13 protein-coding genes and 1 pseudogene are annotated in these 14,387 nt (G+C 56.8%); 2 read left to right on the top strand and 12 right to left on the bottom strand.

What is annotated here, in order from left to right:
- Positions 1 to 62: 62 nt before the first annotated feature.
- The 10 genes and pseudogenes from P353_RS24610 to P353_RS24570 all read right to left on the bottom strand — a co-directional run bounded on the left by P353_RS24610 (position 63) and on the right by P353_RS24570 (position 9,411).
- Positions 63 to 1,013, bottom strand: coding sequence for an ABC transporter substrate-binding protein (locus tag P353_RS24610; RefSeq protein WP_034375590.1), 951 nt, complete (start codon positions 1,011 to 1,013; stop codon positions 63 to 65).
- Positions 1,014 to 1,118: 105 nt separating this feature from the next.
- On the bottom strand, positions 1,119 to 2,120 hold the full coding sequence (locus P353_RS24605; protein ID WP_232776885.1) for a D-isomer specific 2-hydroxyacid dehydrogenase family protein: 1,002 nt from the start codon (positions 2,118 to 2,120) through the stop codon (positions 1,119 to 1,121).
- Between the two features lie 2 nt (positions 2,121 to 2,122).
- Positions 2,123 to 3,268: an acyl-CoA dehydrogenase family protein gene (locus P353_RS24600; RefSeq protein WP_034375588.1), complete on the bottom strand. Its 1,146-nt coding sequence runs from the start codon at positions 3,266 to 3,268 to the stop codon at positions 2,123 to 2,125.
- The gene (locus P353_RS24595) at positions 3,265 to 4,092 is read right to left on the bottom strand and encodes a class II aldolase/adducin family protein (protein ID WP_034375586.1); all 828 of its coding nucleotides are present in this window, start codon (positions 4,090 to 4,092) and stop codon (positions 3,265 to 3,267) included. Before P353_RS24595 ends, P353_RS24600 begins: the two co-directional genes overlap by 4 nt.
- A gap of 27 nt (positions 4,093 to 4,119) precedes the next feature.
- Positions 4,120 to 5,241 (bottom strand): LLM class flavin-dependent oxidoreductase, encoded by a 1,122-nt coding sequence (locus P353_RS24590; protein WP_034375585.1) that lies wholly within the window; start codon positions 5,239 to 5,241, stop codon positions 4,120 to 4,122.
- Positions 5,242 to 5,357: 116 nt separating this feature from the next.
- Positions 5,358 to 5,750, bottom strand: coding sequence for a hypothetical protein (locus P353_RS30090; RefSeq protein ID WP_232776883.1), 393 nt, complete (start codon positions 5,748 to 5,750; stop codon positions 5,358 to 5,360).
- Between the two features lie 120 nt (positions 5,751 to 5,870).
- A pseudogene (locus P353_RS30385) lies at positions 5,871 to 6,116 on the bottom strand (c-type cytochrome); the annotation flags it as partial.
- Positions 6,117 to 6,528: 412 nt separating this feature from the next.
- A complete protein-coding gene (locus P353_RS24580; RefSeq protein ID WP_052085011.1) occupies positions 6,529 to 7,335 on the bottom strand; it encodes an ABC transporter ATP-binding protein in 807 nt (268 codons plus the stop codon).
- A complete protein-coding gene (locus tag P353_RS24575) occupies positions 7,329 to 8,372 on the bottom strand; it encodes an ABC transporter permease (protein WP_034375582.1) in 1,044 nt (347 codons plus the stop codon). Before P353_RS24575 ends, P353_RS24580 begins: the two co-directional genes overlap by 7 nt.
- A gap of 10 nt (positions 8,373 to 8,382) precedes the next feature.
- Complete coding sequence (locus P353_RS24570; protein ID WP_052085010.1) at positions 8,383 to 9,411, bottom strand: ABC transporter substrate-binding protein; 1,029 nt, start codon at positions 9,409 to 9,411, stop codon at positions 8,383 to 8,385.
- A gap of 156 nt (positions 9,412 to 9,567) precedes the next feature.
- On the opposite strand from P353_RS24570, the gene P353_RS24565 reads away from it, so the two are divergent.
- Positions 9,568 to 10,191: a cysteine dioxygenase gene (locus tag P353_RS24565; RefSeq protein ID WP_034375581.1), complete on the top strand. Its 624-nt coding sequence runs from the start codon at positions 9,568 to 9,570 to the stop codon at positions 10,189 to 10,191.
- 28 nt (positions 10,192 to 10,219) lie between these two features.
- Complete coding sequence (locus P353_RS24560; protein ID WP_034375580.1) at positions 10,220 to 11,821, top strand: rhodanese homology domain-containing protein; 1,602 nt, start codon at positions 10,220 to 10,222, stop codon at positions 11,819 to 11,821.
- 66 nt (positions 11,822 to 11,887) lie between these two features.
- Here the strand turns inward: P353_RS24560 and P353_RS24555 are convergent, their stop codons facing one another.
- Positions 11,888 to 13,267, bottom strand: a complete 1,380-nt coding sequence (locus P353_RS24555; protein WP_034375579.1) for an LLM class flavin-dependent oxidoreductase — start codon at positions 13,265 to 13,267, stop codon at positions 11,888 to 11,890.
- 15 nt (positions 13,268 to 13,282) lie between these two features.
- Positions 13,283 to 14,242, bottom strand: a complete 960-nt coding sequence (locus tag P353_RS24550) for an ABC transporter substrate-binding protein (RefSeq protein WP_080750674.1) — start codon at positions 14,240 to 14,242, stop codon at positions 13,283 to 13,285.
- Positions 14,243 to 14,387 lie beyond the last annotated feature (145 nt).

Raw genomic sequence — 14,387 nt, 5'->3', positions numbered from 1 at the left:
CTTCCATGAAGGCTGTGCGATCCAGCTTCGGACATCAAAATTTTTGATGAATACCGCCCGAGTCAAAGGAGCCTAAAGCTTTGATCAAAGGTCGTCTCAACCTCCAGCTTTTGCTTAAGTAACCGTGCTTTCACATAGAAATCTGCGGTGCGCTGCTGGTCAGCAATGACTGCGGCATCAATATCTTGCCAACGCATGGCTCTGCGCTCAAATTGCAAAGTTGCTGCAGCTACGGGAATGCCAATGATTTTGGCCAGCGATTGTCCATAAGCATCTGCATTTTTGTAAGACCAGATTTGTGCTCTGGCGACACGCTGTTTGAAGTCCTGCAGGGCTTCACGCTTTTCTTTCAGAGCTACATCGGTTGCCGCCAAAAAGCTCAGGCCACTCCACAACCCTCGTCCATTCACCAGTACGCGTGCATGCTGGCTAGTTTCCGCCAAAGCGGTATATGGCTCCCAAGTTGCCCACGCATCCACCGAGCCTTGTGTCAGCGCCAGCTTGGCATCGGCCGGCGGAATGAATTTGAACTGCACGGAGTCCAGTGGCAGCCCTGCAGCATCCAAGGCTTTGAGCGCCACAAAATGTCCGATCGAGCCACGATTCGTGGCAATGCTTTTGCCCTTAAGGTCGTTGACGGATTTGAATGCTGAATCTGGGCGCACCAAAATGGCGGTGCCATAGGCATCAGAGCGCTGTGCGGCAAATGCCCTGGCAGCGCTGCCCGCCGCCAGACTAAACAACAAGGGTGCATCGCCAATAATGCCGAAATCAATGGCCCGGGCATTTAACGCCTCTGCCAAAGGTGCGGCTGCCGGGAACTCACTCCACTTGATGTCATAGGGCAGATCCTTGGTCTCACCTGCCGCATCCAGCAAGGCTTTCAACCCACCTTTTTGATCGCCTGCGCGCAGTTGCACGCGATTGCCTTGCGCACCCACGCTGGAAGCGCCCAACAAGCTGGAACCCGCAAAAACAGCGCCCAGCACTTGATGGAATTGTCTTCTTTGCATAACCGTCCTTGTGATGTCTGAAATACAAGAACCATTGCAGCAGTCAAGTTGCTTCAGGTGAAGCGAGTAATTCGCAGATGCTTATGCGAAAAATGGTGAGATAACTCAGTAGCCTTTGCTTAGATCCACCACATCAAATAGAGCTTGGGAGCGCCGATAACGCTGAAGATTCTCGGCAAACTTGTCCCGGGTAGCAGCCTGCACATCGCCTGCGGCCCAAGAAATATGCGGGGTGAGCCTGACCTTCTCGTGGCTGTAGAGCCAATGGCCTTCTGGCAGAGGTTCAGGCTCGGTCACATCCAGGCTGGCTGCGCCGAGCAGACCTGAATCCAGCGCAACTTTGAGTGCATCTTGGTCAACCAAGCCCCCACGAGCCACATTGATCAGATGCAGGCCCGGCTTGCAATACGCCAATGCATCGGCATTGATCAATCCCCTGCTCGCCGCTGTTAACGGCAAAGCCAACACCGCATGGTCACTGCTAGCGAGCAATTGAGACAGGTCTTTGGCAAAGGATGTTCCATCCTCAGCCAACTGCGCAGATCCTTTTCCATTGCGCAAAGCCTGCACCGTCATCCCAAATGCTTTTGCACGTTGGGCTACCGCCTTGCCTATGGCACCGTAACCCACGATACCCAGTGTTTGCCCTGCAAGCAGCCCCATGGGTTGGGAGATCACCGAAGTCGATTCCCGTTCCCAATCCGCAGCGTTTTTCGCACGGCGCGCATTCAACGCCAAAGACTGCTCCAGCAGTACAGAAAGCACGTAGTCGGCAATAGGGTCAGCCGCCACACCACGTGCACAACTGACTTGAACACCCTCAAACAACCAAGCGGGAAAATAATCGATGCCAACCGAAGCCAGATGCACCCAGCGCAGGCGCCCGGGCCAGCCTGCCGGCTTTTCTTCAGGGGCATCGCGCCAGCCATTACGTGGAGCCGTCAGCAACACATCGGCCTCGTGACAACGCTCCCAGGCCAAATCTTGGCCCGCATCCAGAACCTGCACACCGGTGGATGCGGACAAAACCGCACGACCCAACTGATTAAGCACGGTGAGCTGGCGCAGCGAAGGCGCCAAGGCGGGTGCGTCTGTCATTGCGCCCATGATCAGATCCCCAGGGCCTTGCGCCCCGCGGTAATCCACACGCTATCGTCTTGAGGCGTGTGGATACGACCGCACAGCACATCACGCCAATGGCGCTCCAAGGGGTTATGCCGTGTCAGCCCATGGTTGCTGGTCAGCGACTGGGCCAGCTCTACCGCCCGCACTGCATTATTGGTAGTCACGCTCTTGATCAGCCCTGCCTCGCTCGCGGATGGAAATACACCATCGTCCAGGCCTCTGGCCAGTCCAGCGATCAAGCGCTGATTTGTCAGTAACAGACCTTCTATACGGCCAACGACTTCTTGGGCACGCGGCAAGGTCGCCAAAGAAGCTCCTAAGGAAGACGGCTTGCGGGCATGCAAGAAACCCAGCAACCAATCACGTGCGGCCTCGGCCACCCCCGTATAAAGCGCAGAGATCAGCACGGAAATCTCTGCCTGCGCCTGGGGATCTGCACCAAGCCATTCGGCCGGAAGACGCAAATCCACTGCATTCTCGAAAGGCACCAGCACATCTTCAAACACGACATCATGACTACCACTGGCGCGCAAGCCCAGGTGGTCCCAGGTCTCTTCAATACGTGTACCGGCCAGCCCCGCAGGAACCAGCAAATAGCCGACTCTAGGCTCGGCCTCATCGGTACGCACCCATAGTGCATACCAGCTCAGAATCGGCGCACCTGTTGAGTACAGCTTGCGCCCCGAGACTCGCCACCCCTGCGACGTTTGGCGTGCAATGGTCGCAGGCAGACCTCCACGCGCAGGAGACCCCAACTCAGGCTCCACACGCAAGGCGTTGATCAACGCCCCTTTCTCAGCGGCCTCACGCACTACTTTTTGTGCCAAAGCTTCGGGCCAGCGATTACCCGCGCGCCCCAAACTGCGGTGCTGAGTGAACTGCATGATCAGCACCAGTGCCGTAGCAGGATCGCCCTTGCCAATCACTCCAATCACATCACTGAGCTGCGCCAATGTGGCCCCCTGCCCACCAAGCGAGATGGGTGCGGCCAAGGTCAGCAAGCCCGCTTGATGCAGATCCGAGAAATTCTCAAAAGGAAAGCTCGCATCCCTATCATGCGCGGCCGCACGCTGCGCAAAATCAGCTGACAGAGTGCGCACCAGCTCCGGCAATTTCAATGGCGCGTTCATTGCAGCACCTCCGGCTGCTCACGCACAATAACGGCAGCCAAATCGCGGAAGGTGTGATGAGCACCACCAGGGCCACCAATTTGCGAATGCGTCAATGCAGCAATCTCGTGCGGTATGGGTTGCGGTGTGCCTGCTGCTTCTGCAAGCAACTGTGTGTGGCAAACATTCTCTAGTGCGATATACCACCAAGCCGCAGCTTCGATCGATGGGCCCGCTGTCAAGATACCGTGATTCTTGAGAATCACCGCCTTGCGCTGTCCTAGCACCTTGGCGATGCGTTCGCCCTCATCGGTCTCAAGCACCACCCCGGAGTAATCGTCAAACAGCGCATGATCCTGGTAGAACGCGCATGAATCCTGCGTCAACGGGTCTAGCAGGCGCCCCAAGGTGGACCATGCCTTGCCATAGGTGGAATGGGTGTGCGCCGCAGCCACGATATTGGGACGCGCCTCATGCAGGGCTGCATGAATCGCAAACGCTGCACGATTCAGCGGCCCTTTGCCCACCACAATTTCTCCGGCAGAGTTGACTAGCAATAGATCCGAAACACGAATTTGCGAGAAGTTGATGCCTAATGGATTGACCCAGAAATGGTCACTCCACTCAGGGTCACGGGCCGTAATATGTCCGGCCAGGCCTATATGCAAGCCGTGGCGTGCGAACAATCGAAAAGCAATCGCAAGTTGCTCACGACGATATTGACGTTCTTGCAGGATGCTGCGCTGCGGCGCAGGCTCTTCAAACCAGTCTTGTCGACGGGGGCGGGCGTTAATCTCCAGTCGCTGACTGACCACTGGCTCGGACAAGGCAATAACAGTTGACATGGACAATCCGATTTTTCAAAAAGAGTTTCAAGCCGCCAGGGCTTGCAAGACTGGCGATGAATGGGGAACCGCAACGCTCACCCGTTTGCGGCTTGCAAGCTTGTCCTTCACCAGAGGCAGCAGCTCACGCCCATAGGCCAAGGTATCTGGCAAAGGATCAAAGCCTCGAATCAAGAAGGTGTGAATACCCAAGTCGTAGTACTTGATCAGCGCATCGGCCACTTGCTCGGCCGTGCCCACCAGCGATGTGGTGTTGGAGCGCCCACCTGTTTCGCGGGCAATCGCCGTCCATAGGCGCTCATCCACGCGGTCGCCGTTGGCGGCATCGGCCAACAAACGACGCGCACCCTCGCTTTGCTGTGGGCCACCGCGGGCATAGCTTTGCTCGGAACGCAAGTGCCTTGTAGTTTCAAGAATATGCTGTGCACGATCCCAGGCTTGGGCTTCCGTCGCACCCAGAATAGGTCGGAACGAAATGCTGAAATCGATCTCACGCTTGTTAAGCGCTGCAGCGGCTCTTACACGCTGCACCAGATCACTCGCCTGAGCCAAAGACTCGCCCCACAATGCATAGAGATTGGCATGGCGACCTGCAACCTCCAGCGCAGGTGCTGAAGCTCCGCCAAAATAGATCGGAATATGAGGTTGCTGCAAGGGCTTGACTTCAGACCACACAGCCTTGGCGCGGTAGTAGCGCCCTTCGTGATCAAACGGCTTGTCTTCGCCCCAAACACGGCACAGCAAACCTAGGTACTCATCGGTTCGCGCATAGCGCTCGTCATGACTCAAGAAGTCGCCATCGCGCTGCTGGTCTTCATCGGAGCCGCCCGAGATGATGTGCACCGCAACCCGACCACCGGTGTAGTGATCCAGAGTCGCCAACTGGCGAGCCGCCAACGTAGGTGCGACAAAGCCTGGGCGATGTGCCAGCAGAAAGTTAATATTTTTTGTGGCAGCTGCGGCATAGTTGACCGTCAGCAACGTATCTGGACTGCTGCCGCTGGCTGGCACCAGAATACGGTCAAAACCCGCGTACTCGTGGGCCTGAGCAAATGCACGAACATAAGCGGGATCTATGGCAGGACCGCGTCTGGCAATGATTTCCGATACTTCATGGGGCTGAATCATGCCGATGAACTGAGCGCTCATGTGTATTCCTTGTGAGTTGATCATTGACCTCCACCATAGGTCGAACGCCTGAATCAACCAACGAAGAAAAACGAGTTTTCACATCCGCTTTTCGCATGTAAAGCCTCAGAAACAACTCAGTGAGAGAAGCCCGCAACCACCGTGCGCACGGGCTCGGCATCCATACGGCGTATCAGGGCCTGCAAGCCATCAGCCGCACTAGCAGGCTTGCTGATTTGGGGGGCATCCGCCGTGCGGCACACCAGATCATCTTCACTCCAGCCGGAACTACCAGGCTTGGATTGCGCGCGCAGCCAGCCCTGTCTATCCACCAGAATCTGATACCCGCCCAACTTGCCATCCTCCGCCCCCAGCAAGACGCTCAAAGCGCGGCGCATCTCTGCACTATCGCTTGTGCAATCTATGCCTTGCGTCTCACCCACCGACACAGTCACCATCCGCGGGTCTTCTCTGACCGTGGTGTCCCCGGCAAAGACCAAGCGCACGGTCTGCCCGCGCAAGGCATCCAAGCGTTGACTGCTTGGGCCACGCCCTGCACATCTCACAGCCTCATCTGGCAAAGCCACAGGAAACTCCCAAACGCCTTCACGCTTAAGAGACTGCCCCGCCGCTTGCGCACGAATAAAGCCCAGGACCTTCCAGATCTGCTCATCCGTCATTAGCGCATCGGCAGCAGGCATGGTTGCGGCGCCATGCCTATCTGTCATGCCATGGCGAACACTCCAGAACAGCTCACCCTCAAATCGTCGCCACAAGATGGATCGATTCAAAGTAGGTGGCCATATCACTTGCCTCTCGGCATCCACTCCATCTCCGTCACCCAACGCGCCATGGCAACGCAGGCAATGTGCTTGATAAAGCTGCTGCCCCTGCATCACTGCACTGGCGGTAAAAGGCACGGCGCTGACGTGAAACGCGGTGGGGACGGTGGGCGTCAACAGCAAACGCCATATAGGCCATGGCGTGAACAGAGCGATCAAGATCGCCAAAGCTCCGAGCCCCAGCAGCCTGCGTGGCCTCTTTCGCCACCACAGTGCCACAGCCAAAATCAGCAGCAATGCAGCGATGACCAGCGCAGCCCACACCAGGCGCGCAGCCTGGCCGCGATCGAAAAGCAGCTGCTCTGCCGCCAACCTATGGCTAAAAGGCCAAGAGCTGACCCCCAATATTTCCAGGAAAGCCGCCAGGCCGAGTTGGGCCTGGTGCAAGACCCATAAAAGGGTCTTGACTCCATCATCCGTCATACCAACCTATTCAAGCTCTGCTCGCCATTACCAACTTCTCAAGCTACCAACTTGCATCCAGACCCAGCAGCTTGAGGGCTTCGTGACGCAGCTCCGTCAGTTTTGGATGGCTGCGGTGGCGCGGATATGGCAGATCGTTGTGCAAAACGGCTTTGACCCGTGCCGGTCGATCTGAAAGCACCACGATGCGCTGCGCAAGAAATAGCGCCTCTTCCACATCATGGGTTACCAGCAGCGCAGAGAAGCCTTTGCGCTGCCACAGCTGCACAATTTCCGTCTGCATACCGAGTCTCGTCAAGGAGTCCAGCTTGCCCAGCGGTTCATCGAGTATCAACAACTCAGGATCATTGACCAAGGCCCGTGCCAAAGCCGCACGCTGCGCCATACCGCCAGACAATTGATGCGGGAAAGCCTGCGCAAAATCTTGCAACCCCACCAAAGACAAAGCCTGATCAACCCGTGCGGCATGGGTCTTCTGCAAACCTCTGGCCTGCAGACCTAGCAATACGTTGTCACGCACAGTGCGCCAGGGGAACAGCGTGGGATCTTGAAACACCAGCAAGCGTGAAGGATCTGGATCTTCAATCCGCTGGCTGTTGTGACGTATCTCACCCGTCGTAGGCGTATCCAGGCCAGCCACCAAACGCAGCAGGCTCGATTTGCCACAGCCGCTAGGGCCCAAGAGGGCCACAAACTCGCCAGGAGCGATATCTAAAGAAAAATCATCCAGCACCTGCAAGCGCTTGCTGCCGTCACCAAACCAGTGGTTAACCGCCTCAATTTGCACATGCGCGCCCGCTTGCACCGTGGATGCATCGGCCTGCGTGACTTCTGCAACTCGCCCTACCATTTCACCACTCCTTTTTGCCAGCGCAGCACGCGGTCACGAACCAAAAATAGCAAGCTGATTAGGCCCGAGAACAGCAGTGCCATCACAATCAGCGCCCCATACATGTTGGGATAGGCTGCCCAGCCCTGCGCCCAGGTCAGATACCAACCCAAGCCCGACTTCACTCCCAGCATCTCAGCTGCAACCAAGGTGGAGAACGCCGCGCCCAAACCCATGAACAGGCCCACAAACACCTGAGGCAAGGCAGCAGGTACAGCCACACGCAAGATCAAAAACCACTGCGATGCCCCCATGGTTCGTGCCACGTCATAAAAATTCTTGTTCACACTGGCAATGCCAGACCATGTCAGCACAGCCACAGGGAAACCTGTTCCCAAAGCGATCAAAAACACCGCAGTGGACCAACTGGATGGGAAGAAGAAAAACGAGACAGGAAGCAAAGCCGTGGTAGGGATGGGTCCCAGAACCCGCAGCACAGGGTGAATCCAGTAGCTGGCCTGACGCGACCAACCAATCCATACCCCAACCAGAAAGCCCGTCCACGCACCGCACACAATTCCTGCAGACAACAGCACCAAAGAGTTACCGGTGCTGTCCAGCAGCTTGGCTGCGTCTGTTGTAAAAACTTCGATCAGGCTTTGAGGTGGTGCAAAAAATGGCGTTGGCAATCTGGCCAATTTGGCGGTCACAATTTCCCACACGGTCAAACCTGCGCCCAACGCCACCAACCAAGGCCCCAGTGCCTTAACCCGCTTTGTGACGGGAATACCAATCAAAGGGGTCATCGCCTGCAGTAACGCAACCAGCGCCACAACTGCGGCAGCACATCCAAACTCAGTGGTGTAGGCCCAATCACTAAAGCCGACCTCTGCGTTGGACCAGAGCAAGGTCACTGCAGATAGAACTCCCCATGACACCGCAGCCGACAACCCGACCCACCACAAAGCCTGGCTCGATCTACGTGTTTGCGGCACTGACACCGGAGACTTAACCTCGATAGAGTGCTCAAGCGTTGCAGAAATATTCACTGCACTCATAGCCTTCTCCTCAGGTCAGTACATCCACGTGAACATGGGTCGCAAAGCGAGCTGGATCCGTTGTGGATTTCAGCACCCCAACGGTTTTGAAATCACGTGCGTAGAATTCAATTTCTTGGCGCAATGCCTGGCCCTGCGGATGATGCTTGTGTGTCAATGTAGCCAGCACCGCACGCAAGTCAGCCTCAGACACCTTCGAATAGGCGCTGTAGATACGAGCCGTTTCCGCAGGGTAATTGGCCACAAAATCAGATGCTTCGTTGATTGCTCTGACCAAAGATGCGACCACCGGTTTTTCGTTTCGCACCAGCTTGCCCGTCACCCCCACCACGCAGCAAGTCTTGGTCGCATATTCACCGCTCAAATTGGTCGCCAGCTCCACCAGGCCCTTGGTGCGACGCTCAATGATGGCGAGATTCGGGTCGCCGTCAGCAATTGCGTGGGCTTCACCTTTTTCCACCGCCACACCCAGCATGTCGCCGGGGAACTGCCGCCAGTTCACGTCCTTTTCAGGATCCAGCCCAGCCTTGAGAAGCAAAATCGAGAAGAAGTTCTTACCGGGACTATTCAGGTCTGAAACAGCAATCGTCTTGCCCTTGAGCGCTTTGAGCGTGGTGATACCCGCAGGCTGAAAACCCACCAGGCGCACGCAGCCGCCATGGCTGCTGCCGACCAGCTTGACATCAAAGCCGGACTCCAAAGGCTTGAGCCAGCGATGAATCATGCCCAGGCCACCATCGGCCTTGCCTGTGGCAATGGATTCCAACAGCTGATCGGTAGATCCGCTGAAGTTAATCAGCTCCACATTCAGGCCATGCTTTTCAAAAATGCCGCGTTCTATGGCCACCGGCGCCGGCGAAAGACAAACCGCACCCATATTCCAGGCCAGTTTGAGGTTACGCGCGGGTGGAGCAGCCAGAACCTGGTTTGCCCCCAAGCCCACCAAGCCCAAAGCGCCCGCTGCAGACGCTGTGCGCAAAAATGCACGACGCCCTAAGCCATTACCCTCGCCCAGCTGTGCTGGATCCAATGCCGCCATGACCAATCCCCTTATGTTGCCAAGCTTGCATTGAACCCAAGAGCCCCCCGGTACACCAACGAAGAAAAACAAAGATCCTTATGCGAAAGTATTCGGCCAGCAGGGCCACGCTTCTGCTGCAATCGGCTCAGACTTCACTTTTCGTAAACGAAAGCCATGACGACAAGCCACAACCCTGCAAGACTGCGCCGCTTTCTCGCGCAACTCACCCAGCTAGTCCATGAAGCTCCTGAGGAAACCTTGTTACTGGAGCGCGGCAAGGTGCTGCTGCACAACCTGGTGCAGCACGATGACTGGCTACCAGATGCCTACGCCCAGCCATCACCAGAGCGTTACCAGCAGTACCTGCTGTATGCAGATCCGCTTGAGCGCTTTTCCGTTGTGAGCTTTGTCTGGGGACCCGGTCAAAAAACGCCGGTGCACAACCATACGGTATGGGGTTTGATCGGCTTGCTTCGCGGCGGTGAAAAGTCCCAGGGCTTTGTGCAAAACACTGAAAAGCAATGGCAGCCTCAGGGTGCCGCCCAAGTGCTTTCACTGGGCGACGTGCAAGCCGTTTCTCCCACCATCGGTGATGTGCACCAGGTCAGCAATCTCTTTGAAGACCAAACCTCCATCAGCATCCATGTCTATGGAGCCAATATCGGTGCAGTCCACCGTTCTGTCTTCACAGAAGACGGCAAGGAAAAAGCCTTTATCTCTGGCTACAGCAACACCACGCTGCCCAACATCTGGGACAGATCGCGCGAAACCGAATCGCACGCTGCCACCTCTCATTGATTTCACTGACTTTTCTTTCTCGCGCTCCATGACTCAACCTATTTCCTACACCACGACCGCTCAAGTCCGTGAAGCTTTGCTTGCCAAGCGCGAAATTGCCTTGCTTGATGTGCGCGAAGAAGATCCGTTTGCGCAAGGCCATCCGCTGTTTGCCGCCAACCTTCCACTGGGCCGGCTAGAGTTGGATGCGCGCTGGCGCATTCCCCGCCCCAATACCCAGATCGTGGTCTATGACAACGGTGAAGGGCTTGCTGAAATAGCTGCACAACGTCTGCAAGCCCAAGGCTTTACCCAGGTCAGTCTGCTACAAGGCGGCTTGCAAGGTTGGCGCGATGCAGGCGGCGAAATCTTTATCGACGTCAACGTCCCCAGCAAGTCTTTTGGCGAACTGGTGGAGTCCGAGCGTCACACGCCCTCTTTGCCCGCCCCCGAAGTCAAGGCCTTGCTCGATCAAAAAGCCGATGTCGTGGTGCTGGATGCTCGCCGCTTTGACGAGTACCAAACCATGAACATCCCCGGCAGCAGCAGCGTGCCGGGTGCTGAACTGGTATTGCGCGCCCGTGAACTGGCGCCCAACCCGGCAACACGCATCATCGTGAACTGCGCGGGCCGCACACGCAGCATTATTGGCACCCAGTCGCTCGTCAACGCAGGTCTGCCAAATCCTATCTCCGCTTTGCGCAATGGCACGATTGGCTGGACGCTCGCAGGCCAGACCCTGGAGCATGGTGCAGATCGCCGCGCTCCAGCCACAGTCTCTGCAGAGCACAAGGCTGCAGCTGCCAAGCAAGCCCGCGACGTGGCAGACAAGGCCGGCGTACAACGCGCTGTGCCCAGCGATATTGCCAACTGGCAAAAAGAAGTGGATCGCACCACTTACCTGCTCGATGTCAGAGCCCCCGAGGAATTTACGGCAGGCCATCTCTCTGGCTTTCGCAGCGCGCCCGGTGGTCAACTGGTGCAAGAAACCGATGTCTCTGCACCGGTACGTGGCGCTCGCATCGTGCTGGCTGACGATGATGGCGTGCGTGCCAATATGACGGCCTCCTGGCTGGCCCAGATGGGCTGGAATGTGCATGTGCTTGACGGTCTGAGCAGTGCTGACTTTTCAGACAGCAGCCCGGTGGCGCAAAACCTGCCAGCACCCACCGCACCCGTGACCTGGATAAAGCCCCAAGCATTGGCTGATGCAATTGCCAAAGCACCTAAAGACAGCATTGCTGTGGTGGACCTGACCACCAGCGCCAACCATGTGCGCCGCCATATCCCCGGTGCCTGGTTTGCGCTGCGAACCGACCTCCAACAAGCACTGAGCCGCATTCCCAAGGCCGATCGCTATGTGCTGACCTGCGCCAGCAGCTTGTTGGCCAAATACGCGGTGCAAGAGTTTGCCGAGGCCACCGGCGCAACCGTTGAGGTACTGGAGGGAGGCAACCAGGCTTGGGCCGATACAGGTCTGCCCGTTGAGGCCGGCGAGCAACGCCTTGCCAGCCCCCGCGTCGATCGCTATCGCCGTCCCTATGAAGGCACGGACAACGCCCATGAAGCCATGCAGGCCTATTTGGACTGGGAGTTTGGTCTGGTGGAACAACTGGGCCGCGATGGTACCCATGGTTTCAAAGTGATCTGAACGGTCTCACGTTCACCCACAAAAAAGGCAGCTCGAAAGCTGCCTTTTTCAATCTATACCGAACACTCAAACCACTGCTGCTTCTGGCTGACTCTGCGTTGTTTGCGCCTCTTTCGCCTCTTGAGCCAAGCGCTTGACCGTATTGCGGTTCACAGGCACATCCAGTCCCAGGTTGCCGCGAAAGGTATCTGCCTCATAAGCTTCGCGCCAAATGCCGCGCTGCTTGAGCAAAGGCACAACCAGCTCAACAAAGTCTTTCAGCGATGTATTGGGCAAAGCTTCAAAGAAGTTAAAGCCGTCTGCGCCCTCGTTGTTGAACCAGCGCTCAATTTCATTGGCTACATGCTCGGCCGTCCCGACAAACACCGTCTTTGGCGTAGCGAACCACTGCGCCACCTCACGCAAAGTCCAGTCATTTTCACGCGCAATCTTTTTGATGTGATCGCTGGCGGCCTGCTGGCTGTTGCGTCCAATGTCGCCCAAATCAGGGAAGGGCTCATCCAGCGGGTAGACCGAGAAGTCATGGTCATTGAAAGGCCGGGCCAAAGCAGCCAAGGCATTCTCAATGGGCACGAGGCTCGCTGCAATGCGGTACTTCTCTTGTGCCTCCTCCTCGGTGCGTCCTACGATGGGGCGAATGCCAGGCAAGAGCAGCACCTTGCTCGGGTCACGCCCAAACTTTGCCACCTTGGCTTTTACGTCGCGGTAATAGGCTTGGGCTTGCTCCAGCGAGTCGGCGTGAAAAAAGATCGCATCAGAGCGTGAGGCTGCAAAATTTTTGCCGTCCTCAGAGGCTCCTGCCTGAAAAATCACCGGCTGGCCTTGGCGTGAACGTGCAATATTGAGCGGCCCTTCCACCGAGAAAAACTCACCCTTGTGATCCAAACGGTGTAGCTTCTTCTTGTCAAAGAACTGGCCCGTGGCCTTGTTGCGCACCAGTGCGTCGTCTTCCCACGAGTCCCACAGACCTTGCACCACATCCAGATGTTCGCCCGCCAGGCGGTAGCGCACATCATGAGCATAGTGCTCATTGCGGCTGTAGTTGCGCGCACTGCCGTCCAGCCAGGAAGTCACCACATTCCAGCCCGCACGGCCACCGCTGATATGGTCTAGCGAAGCCAATTGGCGCGCCACCGTAAACGGCTCGCTATAGCTGGCTGTAATGGTGGCGACCAAACCGATATGAGAGGTGGCCCCCGCCAGTGCAGAAAGAATCGTCAGCGGCTCAAAGCGGTTGAGATAGTGTGGACTGGAGCGCTCAGTGATATGCACGCTATCGGCCACAAACAGAAATTCGAAACCTGCTTTTTCTGCCAGCTGTGCCTGCTCTCGATAGAAGCCGAAACTCACGCTGCCATCGGTCAGCGCCGCCTCATGGCGCCAGTCTCCCCAACCCGCCCCCACGCCATGCAGCACAAAACCTGCCTTAAGTTGTCGTTTGCTCATCTTGCATCCCCTCCGTCAGGCTGTACCGCCTAAATATCGATTGAATGTTTTGTCCCACAGCGGCCGCACATCGGCCGAACCTTCCAGCACCCCCATGGACTGGAAGGCTTCGGCTACACGCTGGTGACTTAAAACGGCTTTGTCGCTTACTGCCTGAACACTGCTGTTCTGACTGCGGTTGTTATAGATTTCGACCAAGTCACCCACCGGCACGCGCGTTTGTGCGGACTGGGCCTTGGCGTAGTCCAGAAAGTTGGCATTGCTCCATGCATAGGCTTTTTGCAGGCGCTGCAGCAAATCAGCCAGGGCCGCTTGGCGTTGCACGTCTTGCACCGCCTTGGGATTGGCATAAATCAGGAAATTGCCCGACAGATAACCCACCGCCGTTTTGAGAATGCGTGCACCATGACGTGTGCGGGCCAGTTGGCCGTTGTAGCCATAGATGGCCCAGGCATCGATATCGCCGCGCGCAAAAGCCGACAGCCCATCTGCGGGTGAGAGATTGACGGGCTTGATATCGTCAAAACTCAGCCCAGCCTCCTTGAGCTGTTGATACAGATACAGATGCGAGGTGGTGCCGCGCACATAGCCCACGCGCCTGCCACGCAGATCTGCCACTTTGTAAATGGCCGAGTCTTTTTGCGCCAGCGTGGCCTGGTTGTTCAAGTCTTCGTGATAGACCGCAACCACTTTGACCGAGGCCTTGGCCTTGGCGGCAAACACAGCAGGTATCTCGCTGCCAGAGCCAAAATCCAGCGCATCGGCGTTGATGCTTTCAATGTGCTGCACGCCAGAGTTGAACTCTTTCCACTCAATCTGATATGGCGTTTGCGCCAGGCCTGCGGCCTCCAGCAAAGTTTTGTGACCACCTTTATAGGTGGCCACACGCAAAGTCACACCACGCAGATTGCTTTGCGCATTACCGATGGATGGCAAAGCCGCAGCCAGCGATAAGACTCCAGCGCTTTGCAGCATGCGTCTTCTTGAGGGCCAGAGCGAGGAAGGGGAATATGGTTCCATAAGGCAGTTCACGATGGGGAATCGGCGCTGCCTGAAGTTCAAGGCCAGCGAAATCGTGTCCTGACTCTAGAAGCTGTTTCGTGGTGCGTTAAGGAAGAAA

This window comes from Comamonas testosteroni, from assembly GCF_000761245.1.
Classification (GTDB): domain Bacteria; phylum Pseudomonadota; class Gammaproteobacteria; order Burkholderiales; family Burkholderiaceae_C; genus Comamonas; species Comamonas testosteroni_C.
This window is presented reverse-complemented; position numbering and strand designations above follow the sequence as displayed.